Annotated in this window: 18 protein-coding genes and 1 pseudogene; 9 read left to right on the forward strand and 10 right to left on the reverse strand. The window is 69.9% G+C overall.

The genetic code is table 11. The annotated features are described in order from the left end of the window. Positions 1 to 25: 25 nt before the first annotated feature. Complete coding sequence (locus A6A27_RS25605) at positions 26 to 415, reverse strand: MmcQ/YjbR family DNA-binding protein (protein WP_241825457.1); 390 nt, start codon at positions 413 to 415, stop codon at positions 26 to 28. Between the two features lie 199 nt (positions 416 to 614). On the opposite strand from A6A27_RS25605, the pseudogene A6A27_RS25610 reads away from it, so the two are divergent. Both A6A27_RS25610 and A6A27_RS25615 read left to right on the forward strand, forming a co-directional pair. Further along, positions 615 to 956 (forward strand): annotated as a pseudogene (locus A6A27_RS25610) (OsmC family protein); the annotation flags it as partial. Between the two features lie 135 nt (positions 957 to 1091). Next, a complete protein-coding gene (locus A6A27_RS25615) occupies positions 1092 to 1466 on the forward strand; it encodes a VOC family protein (protein WP_073837214.1) in 375 nt (124 codons plus the stop codon). A gap of 71 nt (positions 1467 to 1537) precedes the next feature. On the opposite strand, the gene A6A27_RS25620 is transcribed toward A6A27_RS25615, so the two are convergent. The 3 genes from A6A27_RS25620 to A6A27_RS25630 form a co-directional block, all read right to left on the reverse strand. Continuing rightward, positions 1538 to 2824, reverse strand: a complete 1287-nt coding sequence (locus A6A27_RS25620) for an MFS transporter (protein ID WP_073837215.1) — start codon at positions 2822 to 2824, stop codon at positions 1538 to 1540. A 41-nt stretch (positions 2825 to 2865) separates the two neighbouring features. Further along, positions 2866 to 4044: a hypothetical protein gene (locus A6A27_RS25625; RefSeq protein ID WP_143194152.1), complete on the reverse strand. Its 1179-nt coding sequence runs from the start codon at positions 4042 to 4044 to the stop codon at positions 2866 to 2868. A 117-nt stretch (positions 4045 to 4161) separates the two neighbouring features. Further along, positions 4162 to 4938 carry an aminoglycoside adenylyltransferase domain-containing protein gene (locus A6A27_RS25630; protein ID WP_073837217.1) on the reverse strand — a complete coding sequence of 259 codons (777 nt, stop codon included), beginning with the start codon at positions 4936 to 4938 and terminating at the stop codon, positions 4162 to 4164. Positions 4939 to 5043: 105 nt separating this feature from the next. Between A6A27_RS25630 and A6A27_RS25635 the strand changes: the two genes are divergently transcribed. Continuing rightward, positions 5044 to 6741: a carboxylesterase/lipase family protein gene (locus A6A27_RS25635; RefSeq protein WP_198940447.1), complete on the forward strand. Its 1698-nt coding sequence runs from the start codon at positions 5044 to 5046 to the stop codon at positions 6739 to 6741. Positions 6742 to 6822: 81 nt separating this feature from the next. On the opposite strand, the gene A6A27_RS25640 is transcribed toward A6A27_RS25635, so the two are convergent. After that, a complete protein-coding gene (locus A6A27_RS25640; RefSeq protein ID WP_241825458.1) occupies positions 6823 to 7005 on the reverse strand; it encodes a hypothetical protein in 183 nt (60 codons plus the stop codon). Between the two features lie 301 nt (positions 7006 to 7306). On the opposite strand from A6A27_RS25640, the gene A6A27_RS46220 reads away from it, so the two are divergent. Then, positions 7307 to 7561 carry a hypothetical protein gene (locus tag A6A27_RS46220; RefSeq protein ID WP_241825459.1) on the forward strand — a complete coding sequence of 85 codons (255 nt, stop codon included), beginning with the start codon at positions 7307 to 7309 and terminating at the stop codon, positions 7559 to 7561. Between the two features lie 135 nt (positions 7562 to 7696). Here A6A27_RS46220 and A6A27_RS25650 read toward each other — a convergent pair whose 3' ends face one another. Beyond that, the gene (locus A6A27_RS25650) at positions 7697 to 8989 is read right to left on the reverse strand and encodes an exo-beta-N-acetylmuramidase NamZ family protein (RefSeq protein ID WP_073837219.1); all 1293 of its coding nucleotides are present in this window, start codon (positions 8987 to 8989) and stop codon (positions 7697 to 7699) included. A gap of 151 nt (positions 8990 to 9140) precedes the next feature. On the opposite strand from A6A27_RS25650, the gene A6A27_RS25655 reads away from it, so the two are divergent. Beyond that, entirely contained in the window at positions 9141 to 10781 is a 1641-nt protein-coding gene (locus A6A27_RS25655; RefSeq protein ID WP_073837220.1) for a RecQ family ATP-dependent DNA helicase, read from the forward strand. A gap of 63 nt (positions 10782 to 10844) precedes the next feature. On the opposite strand, the gene A6A27_RS25660 is transcribed toward A6A27_RS25655, so the two are convergent. Next, positions 10845 to 11480 carry a hypothetical protein gene (locus A6A27_RS25660; protein ID WP_143194153.1) on the reverse strand — a complete coding sequence of 212 codons (636 nt, stop codon included), beginning with the start codon at positions 11478 to 11480 and terminating at the stop codon, positions 10845 to 10847. A 555-nt stretch (positions 11481 to 12035) separates the two neighbouring features. Beyond that, positions 12036 to 12653 (reverse strand): IS110 family transposase, encoded by a 618-nt coding sequence (locus A6A27_RS25665; RefSeq protein WP_073837222.1) that lies wholly within the window; start codon positions 12651 to 12653, stop codon positions 12036 to 12038. A gap of 232 nt (positions 12654 to 12885) precedes the next feature. Between A6A27_RS25665 and A6A27_RS25670 the strand changes: the two genes are divergently transcribed. Beyond that, positions 12886 to 13680, forward strand: a complete 795-nt coding sequence (locus A6A27_RS25670; protein ID WP_073837223.1) for an SCO2525 family SAM-dependent methyltransferase — start codon at positions 12886 to 12888, stop codon at positions 13678 to 13680. Between the two features lie 49 nt (positions 13681 to 13729). On the opposite strand, the gene A6A27_RS25675 is transcribed toward A6A27_RS25670, so the two are convergent. Beyond that, the gene (locus tag A6A27_RS25675; RefSeq protein ID WP_241825460.1) at positions 13730 to 15754 is read right to left on the reverse strand and encodes a beta-propeller domain-containing protein; all 2025 of its coding nucleotides are present in this window, start codon (positions 15752 to 15754) and stop codon (positions 13730 to 13732) included. A gap of 388 nt (positions 15755 to 16142) precedes the next feature. Between A6A27_RS25675 and A6A27_RS25680 the strand changes: the two genes are divergently transcribed. From A6A27_RS25680 to A6A27_RS25690, 3 genes are read left to right on the forward strand one after another with little or no spacing between them, the layout of a single operon-like run. Beyond that, positions 16143 to 17984, forward strand: a complete 1842-nt coding sequence (locus tag A6A27_RS25680; RefSeq protein WP_073837224.1) for an SCO2524 family protein — start codon at positions 16143 to 16145, stop codon at positions 17982 to 17984. After that, positions 17985 to 18914, forward strand: coding sequence for an SCO2523 family variant P-loop protein (locus A6A27_RS25685; RefSeq protein ID WP_073837225.1), 930 nt, complete (start codon positions 17985 to 17987; stop codon positions 18912 to 18914). Beyond that, positions 18899 to 19876 carry an SCO2522 family protein gene (locus A6A27_RS25690; protein ID WP_073837226.1) on the forward strand — a complete coding sequence of 326 codons (978 nt, stop codon included), beginning with the start codon at positions 18899 to 18901 and terminating at the stop codon, positions 19874 to 19876. Before A6A27_RS25685 ends, A6A27_RS25690 begins: the two co-directional genes overlap by 16 nt. A gap of 6 nt (positions 19877 to 19882) precedes the next feature. Here A6A27_RS25690 and A6A27_RS25695 read toward each other — a convergent pair whose 3' ends face one another. Next, positions 19883 to 20839 carry an SCO2521 family protein gene (locus A6A27_RS25695; protein ID WP_073837227.1) on the reverse strand — a complete coding sequence of 319 codons (957 nt, stop codon included), beginning with the start codon at positions 20837 to 20839 and terminating at the stop codon, positions 19883 to 19885. Positions 20840 to 20878 lie beyond the last annotated feature (39 nt).

The following is a 20878-nucleotide window of genomic DNA, read 5'->3' on the forward strand; positions in this document are numbered from 1 at the left end:
TGTTCAGATTCTCGAACCCAAGGATCTAGCCCGTCGCCGGGCGATTGCCCAGCTCGGCGAGCAGTCGCTTTGGCGCTGTCGCCCGGTACGCCTCCTCGCAGGCCTCCGCCACCTCGGCCCAGTCCACGTCCCGGTCCAGCCGCACCCCGATCCAGCCGCGGTGCCCCACGTAGGGCGGCCGGAAGTAGACCTGCGGGTTGGCGGCCATGAGTTCCTGCTGGGCGCCGGGCGGCGCGGCGCACCACAGGTGGGGGAAGACGTTGTGGTGATGCCCGTCCGCCCACAGCATGACGAAGGACGTTTTGTCGCGGATGAACCAGGTCGGCGCGCCGTGGCTGGGGCGCTCGGTCACGCTCGGGAAGGCCGAGCAGATCCGGCGGATCTCATCGAGCAGGCTTTCCTCGTCGATGGCCACGGTGCCTCCGGAGCGGTCGGATCGGGTGGCTTCAGCTTACGAGAGCACGGCCGCGCGGCGGGGGATGCGGGATCTGGGTGGTGCGTCGGCGGCGCGGGCTCGCGGATGCGGGGAACTGTCCGGCTGAGGCGGGGCTCAGCGGCGGGAACGGTTACCTGGAGTTTCCCGCCCCGACCTCGCCGGATACGACCTCGGCCCCGGCTCGCCGGAACTGCAGGCCGGCGTGCTCGGCAACTGCGTCACCCACATCTTCCTCATCAACGCGGCCGATTTGAAAATCCCGCTCGACTCGCTCGCCGTCGACGCGCAGGCCGAGTACGACCCACGTGGCCAGGCGCCTGACAACATCGACGCGCCCGTCTATCCCTACAACTTCCGCTACCAGGTGCAGGTCGCCTCGCCCGCCTCCGACGAGGACCTGGCCCGGCTGCACGCCGAGGTGCAACGGGTGTGCCCGATCCTGAACCTGCGCCGCAACCCGCAGGAGATCAACGGCTCGGTGGCCCTGGTGAGTCCGGCCGCCGAGGAACTCGCCGCCTGAGCTGGGGAAGCTTCACGAGCTCAGCACGGCGGGGTCAGCCGACCGTGCCCGGCCCCGGAAATCCAGGGCCGGGCACATCCGTCGTCGTCAACTCGGGCAACTCACCTGCTATGCCTGTCGGCTAAGGTCGGCGCCATGATCCTCCGCCATGTGACCGTCGACTGTGCCGAGCCGTATGGCCTCGCGACGTTCTGGAGCGACGTCACCGGGTGGCCGGTGTCGGACCTGGACGAGCCGGGTGACGCCGAGGTCCTCATCGAGGCACCCTCGCCCGTGCCCGGCATCCTGTTCATCCGGGTGCCCGAGGGCAAGACGGTGAAGAATCGGATCCACTTCGACTGGATGCCGACCGAGCGGACCCGCGACGAGGAGGTGGAGCGCATCGTCGCCCTCGGGGCGAAGATCTACGAGGACCATCGCACCGCTGATGGGCGCGGCTGGGTCACTCTGCTCGACCCTGAGGGCAACGAGTTCTGCATCGAACGGGGCGAGGCCGAGCGCGGCACCTAGGTGACCGGCCACGCCATGCCGGATGCCGAACGCCCTCCGGCGGCCGCACATCGGGAACTTCGCCGGACCATTCAACCGGCAGCTTTCTCGGGCCAGGTCACGGCCTCTTCGCCCACCGATTCCCGTTGCCCGGCAACCGCCACCTCAGTCAGCACCCTGGACGGCAGTAGCCGCGCGGCCACCACCGCGCTGGCAGCGAGAACGACGATGACCAGCCAGACCGTCAGGGTGAGCGGCAGCTGCTGCCCGGCCACGCTGCCGATCGCGCCGCCGGCCACCGTCGCGGCCATCTCCGCCGCGGAGAACGCCGAACTGACCCGGCCGAGCTGCCGGTCTGGTGTCTGCCGCTGTACCTGCACCTGAGCCAGCATCAGCAGTGAACCACCGGGCAGACCGGCCAGCGCGATGAACACCACTGCGGCGGCGAAGTGGGGAATGAGGAAGAGCCCGGCGAAGCAGCCGGCGATCGCCAGCAGGCAGCCGGTGACAGCCGCCCGGAGCCGGCCGCTGTGGGACAGGACGTTCCCGGCGTACGCACTGGCCAGGAAGCCCGCACCGAGCGCGGCCATGAGGACACCGACATCACCGGCGTCGCCGCCGAGCACGCGGATGACGTACGGCACGAGGAGCACGTTCAGAGCGGCGTTGGCCAGCAGGAACAGGCTGGAAACGACCAGCGTCGCGCGGAGCACGCGGTGCCCGAGCAGAAAGGCCAGACCGTCCCGGACCTGGCCCCGGAACGTGGCCGGCCAGGACGAGACGACCTTCGGCTCATGGTCCCGCTCGTCCGCCCGCAAGCGGCCCATGCTGAAGATCAACACGGCGGAGACCAGGTACGTCGCGGAGTCGATCAGCACTAGCCCGTCGAAGCCCACGATCGCGTAGAGCGCGCCGCCGACAGGCGCGCCGGCGAGGCGGACGATCCCGCCCGCGACGGTGTTCCAGGCATTCGCCGCCTCAAGGTCCCGGCCCCGGCCCACGATGGCGGGGACGACGGCCCGGGCTGCCGGCTGGAAGACGTGCCCGACGGCGCTCTCGGCGAACATCGCCGCGTAGAGGAGCCAGAGCATGCCGGGATCGTCGACCAGGAGCAGCGCCAGGACGATGACCATGCGCAGCAGGTCCGCGCCGACCATGACGAGGCGGCGGTCCCACCGGTCGACCAGCACCCCGGCCAGCGGGGCGAAGGCGACCGCGGGCAGCGTCTGGGCAACGAAGGCCAGGCCGCTGCTCATCGTCGAGCCGGTCATCGTGTACACGTAGACCGGCACCGCGACAACCATCAGCCAGTTACCCAGGTTGGACAGCAGAGTGCTGCACCACAGCAGGCCGAACCGACGATTGCTGGCAACGATCATCAGGCCTCGCCCTCACCCCTCGTGCCTCGGCGCTTGCTGGATCACACCACCCCGACCGGGCGCTGGTGGGCCCCGGTGATGTCGGTGCCGGCGAGGTAGGGCGTGGAACCGGTGACGAAGAGCCGGTAGCCGTCGTGGTAGCCGACGTAGGAGCCGCGCTGGTAGTAGGTGACGCGCAGCGTGAGCCGCGTGCCGGCGGCGACCTGGACCTGAATCGTGTCGGCCAGTTCGACGGAATCGGACGCGGCGAGCACCCGCCCGGTGTCGTCGGTCAGCTGCAGGTCGAAGTCGTCGACGAGCGCGCTGCCATGGGCCGTGCCGGCCGGGTAGTTCAGGTGGTTGCCCGCCGCGCTGCTCACGTAACTGGACAGTGTCGCCAGGTCGTAGCGCATCCACGTCGGCACGATGTTGATGGTGACCCATTGGGTGCTGGCGGAGGTGAACCGGTATTCGACGGTGCTGCCGGGTGCCAGGTAGCTCCGTTCCACCATGAACGAGGTGTCGTTGCCGTACCCGAGGGTGCGGGCGTACTCGTCCCGGTAGAGCTCGTACAGATCGTAGCGGCGGGCGGCGGAGTCGTACGGCACCTCCACGGCGCGGCGGACGCTTCCGCCGCTGTCGACGTATCCGCCGTCGGAGGTTCGGCCGAGGCCGTGCGCGCCGGTCGGGCCGAGTGGGCCCAGCGGGCCGAGCACACCCAGCGGTCCCGCGGGTCCCAGCACGCCCCAGACGCCGCCGGCCTGGAGTTGCTTGCTGAAGTCGCCTCGCGCGGGCAGCGTCTCGTTGTATGCGTGCGGGGAGAGCGGGCCGTTGGGGCCGAGCGGTCCCCAGTCGCTCATCGGCCCGTTGTACCAGGCGAGCATACTGGCCCAGTCGTCCCAGCAGGTGCCGGTGATCCAGGTGGACGGGTTCCAGACGGTGTTGCCGACCGGGCCGGCCACTCCGAGTGGTCCCCAGGGGCCGACCAGCCCGTAATGGCCGAGGGGGCCCATCGGTTTGAGGTAGTCGGCGGCGAGCAGCGGGTCGCCGGGGTAGGTGGTGCGCACCGTGGGGCTGACCGTGGACAGGTCGCCGTGCAGCGTCTCGACCGAGGCCGCCGACACGTACCTGGAAGCGTCCGCATGGGCGGGCGCTGCGGCCGTCACGACTGCTGTCACGGCCACGAGCACGGCGGTCAGGTAGCGCCACCGGGTGGTCCTCGCCGCAAGTGCTGATCGCATCAACGTCGTGCTCCTCTTCCCCGGACAGCTGCCGGCCACCATTGTGGAGGGTGCGGTGAACGCTGCCGCCGCACACCCGACGTACTGTGATCTGTCCGCCACAAAAAGTGGCAGGGATCAGTTGCCGAAGCGACGCCACGCGTCGTCGGCCACGGCGATGACACTGTCGCCTGCGGTGACGAGGTCGGTGGCGGTGAAAGGTTCCGCTTCGCCCGCGCGCCAGCGGACGGTCCGATACGCGAGATCGGCGTATTCGGGGAGCAGTTGCGCGAGGTAATCGCCCGCCGCGGCTTTCGAGATGATGTCACCGTGGGCGAGTGTGTAGTGCAAGCGCGCGGGGCCGAGCACGAACCAGGCGACGATGCCGGCGTCTACGACCGCGTCGGGGGCCACGCCGGCCAGCTCCGCCGGGAACGTTGCGACAAGCGCCTGCCAGTACTCACGCAGGTTGTCCAGGTTGTAGCGACGCAACTGTTCCGGGTCGACCCGAACCCCCAACTCGGCGACGGCCGGGCCGCGAACCGGGATGCCGTACCGCTGCAGCGTCAGCCACAGCACCGGCGTGAGCTCCCCGCAGGGCTTGCCGATCTGGAACTCGCCATTGACGACGAACGGCACCACCCGCCGGTCGGCCGGCCAGGACTGCGCCAACGCGGGCTCCAGGTAGACCCCGTCGAAATGGGGTGACCGAGGCATGTCGGCGTGGATCCCCGCGAGCTGGGCGAGGTCCTCGCCGCCGGCCGGCCGCGAGGTCATGATCACCGCGTCGACGTCACTGGCACCCGACTGCCAAGCACCGAGCGCGGCGGAGCCGACGACGTACAAGCCCCGCACGTAGCCGGGCATTGCCCGGTCGACCGCCTGAAGGTACCTCCGCGTCAGCTCCTCGATCACACAAGCGACCGTAGCGGTGCCGCAGCGGTCAGTGGTACTGGCACCACCAATGGCGAGGTGCTGATACTCCTGACCGGCCGGCCGGCGCCGGGTTGGATCGACGGTATGACGAACATGATCCACTCGCCTGAGCCGGTTCGGGCGCGACGTCGGTCATCGCGGCTGGCGCGCGGCGCGCTGATCGCGGTCACCGCCCTCAGCGCACTGGCCGCCGCTGCCGTCGCGCTCGCGCCGCCCTCGACCGCGGATACCACGACGGGCAGCGGCGCCTCCGCCGTCGTCGTGACAGACAGCGGCCCGATCAGGGGCGTGGTCACCGGCGGGTACCGGTCCTTCCAGGGGATTCCGTACGGGGCGGCGCCGGTCGGCGAGCTGCGCTGGGTTTCGCCGCAGCCTCCCACGCCGTGGACGGAGGTGCGCGACGCCACGAAGCCGGGCAACGCCTGCGCCCAGCCCACCGGCATACCGATGGGCCGGCCGAGCACCGCAGAGGACTGCCTGTTCCTGAACGTGACCACACCACGCGGCGGTGGCACCCGGCTACGGCCGGTCATGGTGTGGCTGCACGGCGGCAGCCTCACCTACGGAGCAGGCGACATCTACACCCCGACGGCTCTGGCGACCCGCGGCGATGTCGTCGTCGTGACCGTCAACTACCGGCTCGGCGCACTCGGTTTCCTCGCCCATCAGGCCTTCGACGCCGGCGCGGCCAGGTCGGGCAACTTCGGCCTGGAGGACCAGCAGGCCGCCCTTCGCTGGGTGCGCCACAACGCCGCGGCCTTCGGCGGCGACCCGCGCAACGTGACCCTGTTCGGGCAGTCCGCTGGCAGCTTCAGCAGCTGCGCGCACCTGGCCTCACCCGCGTCGGCGGGACTGTTCGACAAGGTGATCATGCAGAGCGGGCCGTGCACCGCAGGCTGGACCCCGGCCACCACGTCATCGCCGCGGCCCCGGGCGGTGGCGCAGCAGGAAGGGCTGGCTCTGGCAAGGTCGCTCGGCTGCTCAAACGTGGCCAACGCCGCGGCGTGCCTGCGGGCAAAGCCAGTCGACGAGGTCCTGACGGCGACGGCATCGCTACCCGACCTCGGACCCGTGCTGGGCGGCCCGATCCTGCCGACCGACCCGGCCGAGGCGCTGGCCACGGGCCGGTTCCACCGGGTGCCCGTGATCCACGGCTACAACCGGGACGAGGAGCGGCTACGCGTGTGGGGCCTGGAGGTGACCGGGGCGAACTGCGGCCCGGGGGTGCCGACCCTGCCCGACCGGCCGCAGGAATGCCCGCTGACCAACACCCAGTACCTCGACCAGCTCCGCCAGGAGTGGCACCGCAACGCGGGAAAGGTCGCGGCCCACTATCCGAGCAGCAGCTACGCGTCACCGAGCGAGGCTCTGGGCGCCGCGCTCACCGATGCCGTCTGGGTCCGATCCACCCTGGACACCGCTGCCGCATTGGCCCGTCACACCCCGACATACGTGTACGAGTTCGGCGACGGGCACGCGCCGTTCTTCGTCGGGGCGAACCCGCCCAGCTTTCCGCTCGGCGCCTTCCACACCGCCGAACTGCCGTACCTGTTCACCGTCGGCTACGCCCAGCCGCTGTCCGGCGCCCAGCAGGCGCTGGGCGAGCAGATGATCGCCTACTGGACGCGATTCGCGTACACCGGCGACCCAACGGCTCCGGGCGCACCGATCTGGGCTCGGTATGACGGGCGGCACGTGCTGTCGCTGAGCCCGGATGCCGTCCGGCCCGCCGACGCCAAAGCCGCCCACCACTACGACTTCTGGCAGTCGCTGTACGGCTGAGGATCTGGAAGCGCGGGGTTGGCGCCGATCTCGCCGACCCCGCGCCACCCGCTCGACAGCACCGGGCCACGGCCGGGCGGCTCAGCGCAGCAGCACCGGTCCGGCGTCGATCGGGATGCGAAACAGGGCGTACGGCTTGCGCCGCAGGTCCTGTCCGCGCTGGTACGTCGGCTGCCGCTGAAGCTGGTTGGCGGTGACGTACAGGCGGCGGTCCGTGGCCACGAACATCGTGTCGGGCCAGAGCAGACGCGGGTCGTGCGCCACGGTCTCGAACTCGCCGTCCGGCCGCCGGCGCAGCGCCGCGTTGTTCTCACGCGAGGTCAGGTAGCGCAGCCGGGCCGAGACAGACCTGGGCCGCGTGTCGGGTCCATGCGAACCTGCCTCCGGACGTCACACTGGCGGGGTGCGGAGTGAAAGATGGTCAGGTACGCCGCGCTGGGTTCGGGCTGTCGTCACCGCCGCCGCTTGCGTTTTCGTATACGGCGGAGTCGTCCACCTGATCGACCTTCTCGGCGGCAGGGGTGATCTACTGGCGTCGGCCCCGACGTGGCTGGAGCTCTACTTCATGTCCCTCACGCTGTTGGATCCGCTTGCGGCGCTTCTGCTGGTGCTGCGTCGTGTCGAAGGGCTGGTGCTCGGCTGTGTTGTCCTCGCGACCGACGCCGTCGCGAACTGGTATGCCAACTACCTGCTGGACCCAGCGGAAGGAATCACTGCAGGGCGGATCGGGCAGGGACTCATCGCCGCGCTCGCGGTCGCGCTGATCGTAGCGGCCCCTCGCGTCGCACCGTGGCTCCACGAGGCGCCACGCTCTCCGTAGCGCGCCTGATCATCGGCTTCGCCCGCCACCGGTTGCGCCAGGTCATTGCGCGCGACATCCACGGCGAGTGCCCTGCTGCCGGGTGGAGACATGTCTCCCCTCGATCAACCGGGGCGACGACCGTGACCGGCTCGATCAGTAGAGCAGGTAGGGCCGGCGCTGCCGGTCGAAGGCGGCCAGCTCGTCGGCCCAGGCGCCCACCACGTCGTCCACGTCGGCGCCCGCGTCGATCATCGTGCGTAGCCGGGGCGATCCGGTGAGCTTGTCGATCCAGTACGGCCGTTGTGCGTCCCACGCGTCCTGCCGCCAGGCGAAGGCCGGATACTTCCGCGCCTCGACCAGCAGCGCCACCCCGGTGCGGATCGGGTCGTAGGCGGCCCGGTCCACGACCTTCACCTCGACGCCGGCGCAGAGCTTGTTGAGCAGCGCCGGCTTCTGGCCGGCGGCGGTCGGCGAGAAGTACGCCTCCCGGAACTCGACTCCGGGCAGGTCGCGGGCGTTGAGGCGGTCACTCCAGTGGTAGTCGAAGTCGGTAGCGAGCCCGCCGATCAGTTCGAACGGCCGGCAGGTGCCGCGACCTTCGGTGATCGACGCGACGCCCTCGAAGAGGCAGGTGCCGGGGTAGACGAGCGCCGTGTCGGTGGTGGGCATGTTGGGGCTGGGCATGACCCAGGGCAGGTCGGTGTCGGCCGCCAGCATGCTCCGCTTCCAGTGCCGGCACTGCACCACGTGCAGGTCGACCTGCCGTCCCACCTCGGCCGGCAGGAACTCGGCGTTGAAGAAGCGTGCCAGTTCGCCGACGGTCATGCCGTGCTGCTGGACGATTTCCTTCAGCCCGACGCCGGAGGTGTAGGTGGGGGTCATCATCGGGCCGTATGCCCGGCCGCCGATCGGGTTGGGCCGGTCGAGCACGACGTACCGCTTGCCGACGCGAGCCGCGGCGAGCATGGAGGTGTACATGGTCCAGATGTAGGTGTAGAAACGCGCGCCGACATCCTGGATGTCGAACACCACGGTGTCCATCCCGGACTGGGTGAACATGGCCTCCCACTTGGCCTGCGAGGCGCCGTACGCGTCATAGACGGTGATACCGGTCCGCGCGTCGGTGCCGGTGCCCTCACTGCCGCCTGCCTGGGCCGAGCCCCGGAAGCCGTGCTCCGGGCCGAACGCCGCGACCACGTCGACCTGACCCGAGGCGTGCATCAGGTCGACCAGGTGCCGGTAGGCGGAGTCGACGCCGGTCGGGTTGGAGATCACTCCCACCTGCTGCCCGCGCAGCTCCGCGAAGCCGGAGCGCACCAGCACGTCCAGGCCCGTCTCGATCCGGCGGATCCCCGGGTCGGCGCTGCCGGGTGCGCTGGCCAAGGTCCCGGCGAGGGCGCCACCGGCGACCGCCCCGGCTCCGGTGAGGAAGGTCCTGCGCTCCATAGGGTGCCTCCAAGCAGCTCAGTTCATCGAAACTTAGCTACAGCCCCACGGTCAGTCAAGGAAGGATACCTACAATCCTGCGCCACCGTGGTGTGGCCGGACGTGCACCTGCTGCCAGCCGCAGCGGATCGACGACCTAACATGCCCGGCGATGATGTTCATGTTTCGCACCCTGCGGCTACGCCGCGCCGCCCGCAGGCACTTCGGCTGGCAGAAGCTACGCCCGGCGCAGCTACGCGCGATGCGGGCGCTACTGGCGGGCCGCGACGCGCTCGTCGTCCTGCCCACCGGCGGCGGTAAATCCGCCATCTACCAGGTTCCGGCGACGCTGCTGCGCGGTCCCACCGTGGTGATCTCACCGCTGCTGGCGCTGCAACAGGACCAGATCGGCAACCTCAACGAGCGCGACGATCCGGCATTGCGCGCGGTTCGGATCAGCTCCGCGGAGAGCCCCGGCAAAGAGGCCGCCGCCCTGGCCGAGCTGCGCTCGGGTGCCGCGACCTTCCTGTTCATCACACCGGAGCAACTCAGCTCGCCGGAGCGGCTGGCCGAGGTCCGCGCGCTGCGTCCGGCACTGGTGGCCGTCGACGAGGCGCACTGCATCTCCTCGTGGGGACACGACTTCCGCCCCGACTACCTGAGCATCGGCCACCTCATCCACGAGCTGGGGCGACCGCCGGTGGTGGCGTTGACCGCCACCGCGTCGCCGCCGGTACGCGACGACATCACCGCGCGCCTCGGCATGCGCAAGCCACGGCTTGTTCTGAGCGGGCTGGACCGGCCGAACCTCTTCGTAACCGCCACGCACTGCCCCAGCGAGGACTACCGCTGGCGCAGGCTCCTCGCCTTCCTCAAGGCGGCCGACCCGCCGGGCATCGTGTACGTGCCGACCCGGCGCGCCGCCGAGGAACTCGCCGAGCGGCTCTCCGACGCGGGTTTCCCCGCCGAGGCATACCACGGGGGCATGGCGGCGGGAGTGCGCCACCGCCGCCACGAGGACTTCCTCGCCGACCGGGTGCCGATCATGGTCGCCACCTCGGCGTTCGGCATGGGCATCGACAAGCAGAACATCCGTTGGGTGGCACACGTGGCGCTGCCCGACTCACCCGACAGCTACCTGCAGGAGATCGGCCGGGCAGGGCGTGACGGCGAACCAGCCCGGGCACTGCTGCTCCACCGGCCTGAGGACGTCGCCCTGCAACGCTTCTTCACCGGCGGCGCACCCGACCTGCACGAGCTACGAGCGGTCGCAGCAGCCCTGCACGGCGGCCCGATGACACGCACCGCGCTGGCGACGGCAACCGGCCTGGGCACCCGTAAGCTCGCCAGCCACCTCAGTCTGCTGGAGCAGGTCGGCGCGGTGGCCACCGGCCCCAGGGGACAGCTCACCGTCCCTCGGTACGCGCCCCTGCCCGAAGAGGCGGCGCGGCAGGCGCTGGCCGAATACGCCCGCTATCAGGCCGGGCAGCGTTCCCGCACCGACATGATGCGCCGCTTCGCGGAGATTCCCGGCTGCCGGATGCAATCGCTGCTGGGCTACTTCGGGGAGCAGTTGAGCCTGCCCTGCGGACATTGCGACAACTGTGCCGGCGGCACGTCAGAGGTGATCCCGGACGACGGCCCGTACCCGCTGCACAGCACGGTGCGGCACGCCAAGTGGGGACCCGGCGTGGTGCTCGGGTACGAGAAGGACCGCATGACCGTGCTCTTCGACGATGTCGGCTACAAGACCCTGTCGGTGTCGGTCGTGCAGACCCAGGGCCTGCTCCAGCTCGAGGTGAGCCGCCGCTGAGGTAGGAATCATCCATTGCCGGTTCGCCGCGGCGAAACGGGTTGACCATTGGGTAGACCCGCCTCAGCGCGGCCTGACTGACGGTGCCAGAATCCCGCGACGACCCTTCGCTCGAGTGATCAACACAGTGGCTACTGCCGCCGATGCCCAAACGGTCAGCCGCACCGGCTGAGCCATCAGGCTCTCCGGTGGCGGAGGCAGTATCACCATCTGCAGAGCGGCGCCGGCAGGCGTCAGCAGGGCGGCGAGTGTCCCGGCCGGACCGGGTCGCCGGATCAACGCGCCGGCAACCCCGAGCGCAGGGCCGACCACCACACTGCCGATCAGCCAGTACCGGGTCGCCATGCCCCACCAAGGGCCGCCGTCGAAGAGCACGTCCATGCCGTAGTAAGCGGTGGTGGCGAACGCCAACGTGAATCCCCCGGCTACCGCCCCGCGCAGCAACCCCGCAACGGGTCGGGTGTGCCAGCTCACCAGCCAGCCCACCAGCACCGCCGTCGCGGCCCACGCCCATCCGGCGTCGAGAACCAGACTCGCGAACTCTGCCGTCTGCGACCAGCCACCACGCTCCGCGCGTGCAGTGCCGACTTCGCCGAGCCAGATCGGCACATGGTTCACCACCGAGTCGACGCCACCCAACGCCATCCCGACGACCGGCCCAGCCGCCACCCATCGCACGCGATCATGGCTCCGCACCATGGCAAGCATTGTGCACGGTGCCAGTCGATCAACCCGCCTGCATGGGCGGATTGGAGCCCACTGTGCCTGGGCCGGTGCAGAGCCGGGTCATTGCAGCACTCAGAGTCGAATGCCGGGCACAGGCGACTCGAAGATGCGTGGGAGCGCTGGTGTGTCATGTCCCACTGGGGGTTCAAATCCCTCCTCGGACACCGGTATCCGTGCGACGTCAGGGGAGCTCACCGCCGTGGTGGCTCCCGATGAGGGCACCTTGTCGCACGTGTGCGCATCGAAGATCGGGGTGCCCGGCACCGGACGTAGAGGCCGCGCGAATGGCTGCGGCGGTCACCATGACGGCCGCCCGGCAACCGTCCCGCCGACGCCTTGACGAGCAGCTGATCGGCGCGGCCATCCCCGCCCCGCTTCCTCGCCCGGCACCGCCACCAGCCCCGGCAATCGCCGATTTCGGCCAGCAGGCGGGCGGCACGGATCATGCCGGAGCGTGGGAGGCTGGCGAAGATAGTGGTCGGGGTGAGCGTCGAACGCTGCTTTGATTTGGTCATCCAGCACCTTGATCTAGGTGTTGAGCGCCTCCAGTGTCGCGACCAGCCCGAGGGTGATCAGCACGCGGGCGTCTCCTTCCGCCCCCGTTAGGCCAGGCGCTGCGGTTGTTAGCCGTTGGTGGAGAACCGCTGGATCGACTCCGCTGGAGTAGCCGACTGAGGCCAACCAGTTGGCCAGGCGTCGGGGCGACAGCCATGCCACCTTGTCTGCGGTGGGGAACCGGCGCAGAAACGCCAGCATGATCGGGCTGTCTGGCTTGCTGAACAGCCCGATGGCGCCGGTCATCGCCAGCTCCAGGTTGGCCCGCAACTGGTTGACGACCTTCACCCGATTCTCGACCAGGTCCTTGCGCGCCCGGCACAACGCACGCAATGCGCGGGTATCAGCCCGGTCTTCGCGCAGCGGTGCCCAGCGTTGCCCGTCGATGCGTAGCGTGTCGGCCAGCATGTAGGTGTCGAAGCGGTCGTCCTTGTTCCCGGCCGAGCCGTAGCGGGTCCGCAACGCCTTGATTTGCCGACTGGGGACCACGAACACTGACAGTCCGGCGTCCAGCAGCGCCTCGACCAGCGGCCCGTCACCACGTTCGATGGCGACGTTGACCACGCCGGCGCGGCGCAGACGCTCTGTCATTGCGGCCAAGGCCCTCGCTTCGCTGTCGCCGTCGCGGCGGTGCTCGCGCTGTCAGCAATCTGACCGATTCCCACCTATCGGCAATCGGATTCCTTGGCGGATGTCACCCCCCGGTGGTTGATGCCGTCCGTCCACTTGCCAGTCGGTACCACCTTCGATACACAATGGCGGTGGGCTGAGCGCGCCGGGGCGACGACCAGAGTGATCCGCCGACACCGATGGAGGCATATTCATGGCGTTGACGCCGGCAGCTGGCAGCGGCTGCGGCGCGTCGTCAACCCCATCGCCGCCGACCCAGTCCGAGCGGCCGGCCAATTCCGAGGTCGAGTGGGACAGCTTCGATTCCCACGCCTATCTTCGGCACAACTACTCGGCGCTGCGCGCCGATGACCGCGAGATTCTCTGCCGTACCAGAGATTTCTTTGCCGATGCGGAGCTCTCCGACGTGCGCTGCGTCGATGTGGGGTCGGGGGCTAATCTCTACCCGGCGCTGTCGCTCCTGCCGTTCGCGCGCGCCATGGACCTGTGTGAATGGTCGGCGTCGAACGTGGGTTGGCTGCGCACGCAGATCGACGGCTACGACGAGCTGTGGGATCCGTACTGGCAGGTTTGCGCGGAGCACCCGGCGTATTCCGCGTTGGCCGACCCGCGGGGCCGCCTGGCGCAGGTGGGCCGGGTTCGGAAAGCGAGCGTCTTCGATCTGCCGAGGCGCACCTGGGACGCGGGCACGATGTTCTTCGTGGCCTGCTCGATATCGGCCGACCGGGCGGAATTCCAGCGCGCCGTGGGCCGGTTTCTCAGTGCCCTGCAGCCGGGCTCGCCGTTCGCCGTGGCGTTCATGCTCGGCTCCCGCGGCTACCACGTCGGCCAACGCTGGTTTCCGGCCGTGGAACTGCAGCGCGTCGACGTGGTGGCGAGCATCGCCCTCGGCGCGTACGACCTGAACGTCCACGAGGTGCCGCCCACGCCGCCGCTGCGGGACGGGTACCTGAGCATGCTGCTGGCCACGGGTCGTACTCGTGGCTGAAGCAGTGTTCAGAGCTTCGGATGAGGTAGCGCGTGGGCCGCGTCGACCGTCACGCCGTCCGCAGCCAGCCGAGGGTCTTCATCGTGGAGATGTCGGTGGCCTTGAGGCCGGCGTCGGAGACGGTCCAGAGCACCTCGTCGACCATCAGTGACCGGCGGATCGGCATCAGATCCTCGGGGCGCCCCGTGTCCAGCGGGTGGTCGACCGTGCCGACCTCGGTGAACCCGCTGTCGCCGACCCGCAGCGCCAGCGCCACGTTGGTCGGCGGACCCGGCCTTCCGGCGGCACTCTGGCCGTTGGCCGTGCCAGGCCGCACGGCGCCTCCGTAGACGGTCAGTGGGACCACGACCAGGCGTTCGGGCGGCCAGTAGAGGAACGCGTGCGGGTCGAACTCCGCCTCGGAGTTCCCCTGCTTGACGTGGTACTGGGCGGTTCGGGTCGGCTTGGCCGGATTGGAGACGTCGAAGAGTGACAGTTGGGTGCCCTGGACCCGGCCCTTGTCCGTCGCCTCCTGCCCGACGCCGAGGAGCCGCCCTTCGCCGGCTGGGTGCAGGTACGCCGAGTACCCGTTGATTTTTAGTGCACCGCTTACCTTCGGCGCTGTCGGATTCCGCAGGTCGACGGTGTAGAGCGGGTCGGTCTGCCGGAAGGTGACGACGTACCCGGCGTCGCCGACGAACCTCACCGCGTGGATACGTTCGCCCTTGCCCAGTCCGGTGACCTTGCCGACCTGGGTCAACGTCGTGCCGTGGGCGCGCAGGACGTACACGCTGGAGGCCGAGTCGGGCTTGTCGCCCCAGGTGCGGCCGCTGGTGGTGGCCACCCGCAGGTGCCCGTCCCACTCCGACATGGCGTACTGGTTGATCAGCCAGCCCGGCACGGTCGCGGCGGCGAGGTATCGCGGGGTGCCCTTGCCCGAGGTGTCGAACTGGTAGATCTCGGTGGTCTCGTCCTTCGGGTCGGGGGCGGCGTTCCGCCTGGTCAGCATCGGCAGCACGCGCCAGCGCTGATCGTTGGCGACGTACAGCCGCGACTCATTGCTGTAGACGGTGTCGCCATCGGCCAGCACGGTGACCGGGTCGCCGGCGCCGAGCGTGGCCGCACCCAGGTCGAAGCTGAGCACGGTCACCAGCGACGTGCCGGAGTAGCTGGCCGGCCGGCTCACCCGGTCGCAGCCGACCCGCCCGGTGCTGGTCCGCCCGCCGGCGGTGATCTCGTACCGGGGCAGCCAGTCGTCGGCGGTGGCGTTGTCGATGATCTCTCGGTTGGCGGCGGTGCGCTGCGCGTCGGTGACCTTTTCGTGGTACGGGAAGGCCAGTCGAGGGGCGGAGCGGATCACGACACGAACCGTCGTGCCCACCTGGCGGGCGTCCACCAGGCTCCCGTCGATCCGGTATTCGCCGATGATCTTCGGTGCGCCGGAGAGGTCAACCATGATCAGCCGTGGGCCGACGACGTCCTCCGACGTCGGGACGGGACGTCCGTCCGCCGGCGCCGCGCGGCCGCCCGCAGCGGCGGCGGGTTTCGCCGTCCAGGCCCGCCCTTCGCGGAGCAGTACCAGCGCCCGGTCGCCCTGGAGCAGCAGGCTGTCCTCGGCGCCACCGAACCCGTCGGCGCCGGGCACCAGCTCCAGTTCGCCGGTCAGCCGGCGGGCGGCCGGATCGATCACGTACAGCTTGCCCCGGTTGACGGTGACGATCCGCTTGCCGTCGGTCTTGACCAGGTCCGGCTCGTCGACTCCGGCCTCGTGGGTGTTGGTGCCCGAGTAGCCGGGGGCGCCAGCCCCGGGAGCCGCGTTCGCCTGCTTCGCTGCGGCGGGCGCCCCGGCCTGCTCCGCACCGCTCGCGGCATGCAGGTCCCCGTTCGGGCCGAACCCCCAGGGCCCGACGTACGCCTTGGCAGCTGTCTTGAGCTGCCGCAGCGCCTCCGCGCAGGAGTCGAAGGCAACGAGCCGGAAACCGCCGGCCGGTACTGCCCGGTCACGTGGTGGCGCGGCGGCCGGTTCCGCCGTACAGCCGGCGACCAGGGACAGGCTGACGACCAGCATCATTCGCATGACCTGGGCTTGAGTCATGACTCGGAGGACGCCGGTGGCGGCGGTTCGATGGGGGGCGTGGACGCTGCTACCCGTCATGTGGCCTATGACGTGTCCGCCCCGGGCCGGGTTCCTGGCGAACTCGCCCGCGCTGAGGTTTACCCGATCGATGACGCCGGGAGCCTCGATTCACGCGGCCCCGGCGTTCAGTCCCGAAAGTGGACTCACATCTTGCCGCCGTCTCGGATCAGGGGTACGAGTCGCACCTGGACGGCCGGCTTCCGCCGTCGACACGCGGCCATCGAAGCCGCTCTGGCGGTACTCGACGCGACCGATACGATGTGGTGGCACGCACCATCGTGGATCTTCGTGCGCACGGCAACACCAGCAGTTTCGAGTCGACGACTACAGCAGACGGCGGTGGATCATGCGGATACAGCCGCGCCAGGAGATCCTCGACATCTGGCGGGCCACGGTACGCAGTTGCTGGCTGGACGGTGAATGGCACTGGGGTGGCCGCAGCGGCAGCAACTCCATCAGCGACGCGGAGCAACTGCTGACTCTGCTGCTCCCGGCGGCCAAGGTCCCGGTGCTGTCGCTGGACGACCCGGACCGCACCGACGAAGAGGTCATCGAGGCACTGGGCCCGATCGGCGGTGCGATTGAGATTCCCCGTCGGCTGGTCGGCGTGATGATCGATTACTACACCCGGTACACCGACGACACCGGGACCCCACTGTTCGACGGTGGTAGCTACCTCAACCCGTTGGAGGGCGGCCCGGACCTCACCGACAAGCAGCGCTCCCAGGACATCGTCGACTCGTTCGCGGTGTCCGTCACGCTCACCCTGGCGACGATCGGTTTCGTCAAGGTTTACCGTGGCTCCACCCAGCGGCGCGACCTGCTGGCCCAACTGGACAACCTCGAGGCGATGGCCAGCGCGCGCCTCACGGCGGCCATGGTGGGGCTGCTGCGCAGCTTCAGTACCTTCGTCTTCACCGCCACCGACGAGTACGGCGTCCGGCTGTGCGACATGGTCAACCAGGACGAGTTGCCCCGCCGTGAACTTGTGGCGGCGCTGCGCGAACAGCTGCGGGACACCATGGCCAGCCTGCGCAGCGTGGTGATCGGGTCCGGTCGGGTGACCGAGGACCTGGACAACAGCGAGATGCTGTTCGAGTGCGGCTGGTCGTGGGGGACCATCGCCGGCGCCGAGGAGGTCCCGACCACCGAGCCGATCGGCCAGCAGCGCGAGGGTTCGGCGGAGAACGCTCCCTATCTCTACTTCACGGTCATCGCGATGGATGCCATCGAAGACCTGAACTCCGAGCGCACCCGCCTGCTCGGGTTGCTCAACGAGGAGCAGCAGCGGCTGTCCCGGGCACTGCAACTGCGCTGGGAGCTGACCCGCACCTACTGGGCGACGGTGGCGACCTTCGGCAACCGGCGGCGGTGGCCGATCGAGGACATCCCGTGGCGGACGACTGACGGTGACCGCACCGACTACTACACCCTGCAGGCCACGTCGCTGGCGGTGAAGGGACTGCTCGCCGGTGGGCGCGGCGCCGACGAGGAGCTCGGGCGGATCGCCGCGGTGCTCGTGGAGCTGGCGCAGCGGTCGCGGATCACCCGGCGTGCCTCGCCCGACGAGCCGGCGTTGATCGTGCATGCGCCGGGCAAGCGGGTGACGCTGAACGACGACACGTCGAAGCCGATCATGACGTGGAACGTCAACGAGTTCTCCACGGTGCTGCTGCAGCGGGCGGCCACCGTCGCGGGTCTGCTGAGCAACGCCCGGCAGCGCAGCGAGCTGCTCGAACTTGCCGACGAGGTGTGGGAGCACCTGCTGCTGCGGCGTATCCCGGACGGCCGGCACCGCGGGCTGTGGGACCACGCCGGCGGTGCCTTCCCCGGGCTGGCGTCGAAGCCGGACGCACCCTCCTGGTATCTGACCGAGCGGGTGGTGCAGGCCCTGGTCAGCGCCGGTCAGCTGCTCTGGGAGCGGCCGTTCCCACGAGCCGGCCGGCTCGCCGCGTACGCGCAGGATCTCATCGACGAGGCCGAGTACCTGTTCGACCGGGAGTTGATGCGCGGCACGTTCGCCGGTGAGGCGATGCAGCGCAGCATGCGCAGCATCCGGGCCAGCCTGCGCCGGGCGCAGACGCTGGTGGACGAACGGCCCGGCACGGCGGCCGCGCTGGCGAACACCCTGCTGCTGCTGCTCAACGACATCACCACCGGGCAGCAGAAAGCCAGCGAGGGGATCTGAATGCTGGTCTTCGTCACGTCGCACAAGGGCGGCACCGGGCGTTCGGTGACCGCGGCGAACATCGCCTACCGCAGCGCGTTGTCCGGCCGCCCCACCTGCTATCTGGACTACGACTTCGGTTCGCCGACGGCCGGCATCACGTTCCAGATCCCGCAGGCGGTCAACGGGGTGGAGGGCGCCGGACCCAACGGTGGTGGCCTGCACCGGTACCTGCGCGGGGAGATCCCGTCGCCGGAGCAGTTGGACGTGTGGGGCACCTCGGAGCGGGCCAGCCTGCGGCAGCGGCCGATCGGGTCCGGTCCCCTGGTGCTGCTGCCCGGGCAGCGCAACGGCAGCGAGTTCGGCTTCACCAACGACATCGCCAAGCGCTGCGCCGAGCTCTTCCTCCGGTTGGAGGAGGAGTTCGATCTGACGCTGGTGGACCTCAGCGCCGGCCGGTCCTATGCCAGCCAGATTGCGCTGGCGGCGACCGCCACGCCCACCCTGCGGAAGGTGACCGTTCGTTGGTTGGTCTTCCACCGGTGGACCCCGCAGCATGTCACGGCGGCCGCGGACCTGGCTTTCGAGGCCGGCGGGATCCTGGCGATGGGCAAGGAGTACGGCCACGAGCCGGAGCGGTTGCGGGAGTCGTTGCGGTTCATCCGCACCGCGGTGATCGATTCGCGCGGTCCCGAGGTCGGCCACCTCGACCTCGCGCAGCAGGCCTTCCTGCGCAAGTGCGACGCGGAGCTGTCGGAGCTGGCTCGACGGCGGGGCGTCGGGCGTACCACACTGCTCGGCGCGGTGCCGCTGGATCCCTTGCTGCAGTGGCGTGAGCAGCTCATCTCGGACCACGACGTGCAGACCAAGATCGCGAACGCCAAGACCGTGGACGCCTTCGTGGATCTGACCGAGAAGCTTTTCGACGAAACGGCATGGGAGACCGCGTGATCGGCGTGGATGTCAGGTTCCAGGAGGCGGCTGCGGTGCGTCGTACCGAGAGCGTGGCGTACTCGCATCTGTCGGTGGAGTTGGGCCACTTCTACGCGGAGGACTTCGGCGACGGGTGCCACGAACTGAGGCGCAAGTTCGAACGGATCGCGGACTGGGCGGGGGCGATCCCGGCGCTGGCCCGACGAGGACTGCCACCCAACCGGCAGCCCCGGATCAGCACCTGCTTCCTGGTGGACGACTACTTCCACCGGTTCGGCACCCCGCGCGAGGTGATCCCGCAGGTGCAGAGCGCCGCGGCGGAGCACGGCCTGACGCTGGACTACGTGGCCCGGGAGTCCAGCTTCGCCCGGCACGACGGGGTCGAGCTGGCCCAACTGGTGGTCGACACGCTGGTGGTGGAGCCGCCCCGGCACACCACCGGAAGCCGCCCGCCGCTGAGCGAGTCGGGCTGGCTGTCCAACGGCAAGCGCTCGCCCGGGCACGTCGACGCGCCGGCGATGACCCTGCCACTGCCGTGGTCCCCGCCGGTGCAGTCCGGCGACCCCCAGCACTCCATCTTCGTCGACATCGAGCTGTGGTCCGACGAGCCGAACACGCGGGTGTGGGCCTGCGCGCTGCTCGCCTCGGTCTGGCAGATGACTCGGCTGGGCGTGCTACGGCACCGGGGTGAGACGATCACGCAGCCGTGCCGGCTTGCCGGCGAACTGCCCACCGACTGGGACCAGCTGCCGTCGGTCGTCCAGCTGAACCCGGTCGCCGCGCCGTTCTGCGCGTATCGCACACTGACCCTGATGGACACCCGGTACCTGCCGGTGGAGCTGGCAGTGCGGACCATCCTCGGTCAGGTCGCGGTGCCCCCGCCGGTCGCCCGGCAGGTCGCCAAGCGGGCCGGCGGGGAGGGCCTGCAGCTGCCCAGCGAGCTGGTCGACCGGTTGAGCTACGTGTTCATCGGCGAGTGAGCGTGGTCAGCGTGGGAGCGGCTGGCTGACCGCCACCCGGCCGGCCAGATCACGCAGCAGGGCCTGGTTGCTCACGCTGATCTGATCTCGGATCCAGTTGACCGACGACTTCCACTGCCGGCTGAACCCGGGTACCTGCTCCAGCCGGTCCCAGATCGGCCGTAGCCGCGGGTCCACCCGCGCGCCGGGCAGCCACAGGTGCAGCAGGTGCTCCAGCACCGGCCGCAGCCGCTCGATGTGCTCCTGCCCGGAGACCGATCGGGTCACCGCGGCCTCCACGACGGCGGAGAGCATGGTGAGCAGCCAGTCGTGCAGGGCGAGATCTTCGCAGAGGCCGGCCACGGCGGCCGGCACGTCCTGCGGGCCGACCACGAGTTCGACCGTGCGCAGCGTCGGGGAGTCCACGGTGACCACCGCCGAGGAGACCTGGTCCGGTCGCTCGGCGACCCGCGCGGTCCAGCGCAGCCGGGTGCGCGCCGCGCGCAGTGGCGGGCGCCGGTCCAGCAGGTCGGACATCTGCACGCCGTCGAGCACCCGGCCGGTGATCGCCTCCAGGTTCAGCACATCGGCGGCGTTGCCGTGCAGGAAGCCCGCCGCCAGGTCCGCGGCGTCCAGCTTCCCGACCGTCTCCAGGACGCCGGGACTGGCCAGGTAGTGCGACCACGGTTGGCGGCGCTGCCCGGGGACGACCTGGATGACCGAGGACGCCTGGCCGATCCGGCCGCCGGTGATGATGGCCCGGGTGACCACCGCGCCCACGCCGCGTAGCTGGCGCTTCTTGGCGCTGGGCAGCCAACAGTCCACGCCGGTGCGCACGTCAGGCGACACCGCGTACAGCGACGGACGCCGCGACGTCAGCACGGCCTCACCCTCGACCAGGCTGAGCACCTCGGCGCTCTGCTCCTGTGCCAGCGCAGTGCTGTGCTGCAGCAGGCTGGTGTGCACCTCACCCACCGTGAGCATGGCTTCCTCCGCATCGCCGCCACCGGTCCGCGGTCACCC

This window comes from Micromonospora sp. CB01531 (assembly GCF_001905095.1).
Lineage (GTDB): Bacteria > Actinomycetota > Actinomycetes > Mycobacteriales > Micromonosporaceae > Micromonospora.

Coding starts and splice junctions, on each gene's coding strand:
- A6A27_RS25660 (WP_143194153.1), bottom strand. CDS start 11,480: ATGGTGCGGAGCCATGATCGCGTGCGATGGGTGGCGGCTGGGCCGGTC.
- A6A27_RS25655 (WP_073837220.1), top strand. CDS start 9,141: ATGATGTTCATGTTTCGCACCCTGCGGCTACGCCGCGCCGCCCGCAGG.
- A6A27_RS25635 (WP_198940447.1), top strand. CDS start 5,044: ATGACGAACATGATCCACTCGCCTGAGCCGGTTCGGGCGCGACGTCGG.
- A6A27_RS25675 (WP_241825460.1), bottom strand. CDS start 15,754: ATGACTCAAGCCCAGGTCATGCGAATGATGCTGGTCGTCAGCCTGTCC.
- A6A27_RS25615 (WP_073837214.1), top strand. CDS start 1,092: ATGATCCTCCGCCATGTGACCGTCGACTGTGCCGAGCCGTATGGCCTC.
- A6A27_RS46220 (WP_241825459.1), top strand. CDS start 7,307: ATGTCCCTCACGCTGTTGGATCCGCTTGCGGCGCTTCTGCTGGTGCTG.
- A6A27_RS25650 (WP_073837219.1), bottom strand. CDS start 8,989: ATGGAGCGCAGGACCTTCCTCACCGGAGCCGGGGCGGTCGCCGGTGGC.
- A6A27_RS25620 (WP_073837215.1), bottom strand. CDS start 2,824: ATGATCGTTGCCAGCAATCGTCGGTTCGGCCTGCTGTGGTGCAGCACT.
- A6A27_RS25695 (WP_073837227.1), bottom strand. CDS start 20,839: ATGCTCACGGTGGGTGAGGTGCACACCAGCCTGCTGCAGCACAGCACT.
- A6A27_RS25625 (WP_143194152.1), bottom strand. CDS start 4,044: ATGCGATCAGCACTTGCGGCGAGGACCACCCGGTGGCGCTACCTGACC.
- A6A27_RS25685 (WP_073837225.1), top strand. CDS start 17,985: ATGCTGGTCTTCGTCACGTCGCACAAGGGCGGCACCGGGCGTTCGGTG.
- A6A27_RS25665 (WP_073837222.1), bottom strand. CDS start 12,653: ATGACAGAGCGTCTGCGCCGCGCCGGCGTGGTCAACGTCGCCATCGAA.
- A6A27_RS25680 (WP_073837224.1), top strand. CDS start 16,143: ATGCGGATACAGCCGCGCCAGGAGATCCTCGACATCTGGCGGGCCACG.
- A6A27_RS25690 (WP_073837226.1), top strand. CDS start 18,899: ATGGGAGACCGCGTGATCGGCGTGGATGTCAGGTTCCAGGAGGCGGCT.
- A6A27_RS25670 (WP_073837223.1), top strand. CDS start 12,886: ATGGCGTTGACGCCGGCAGCTGGCAGCGGCTGCGGCGCGTCGTCAACC.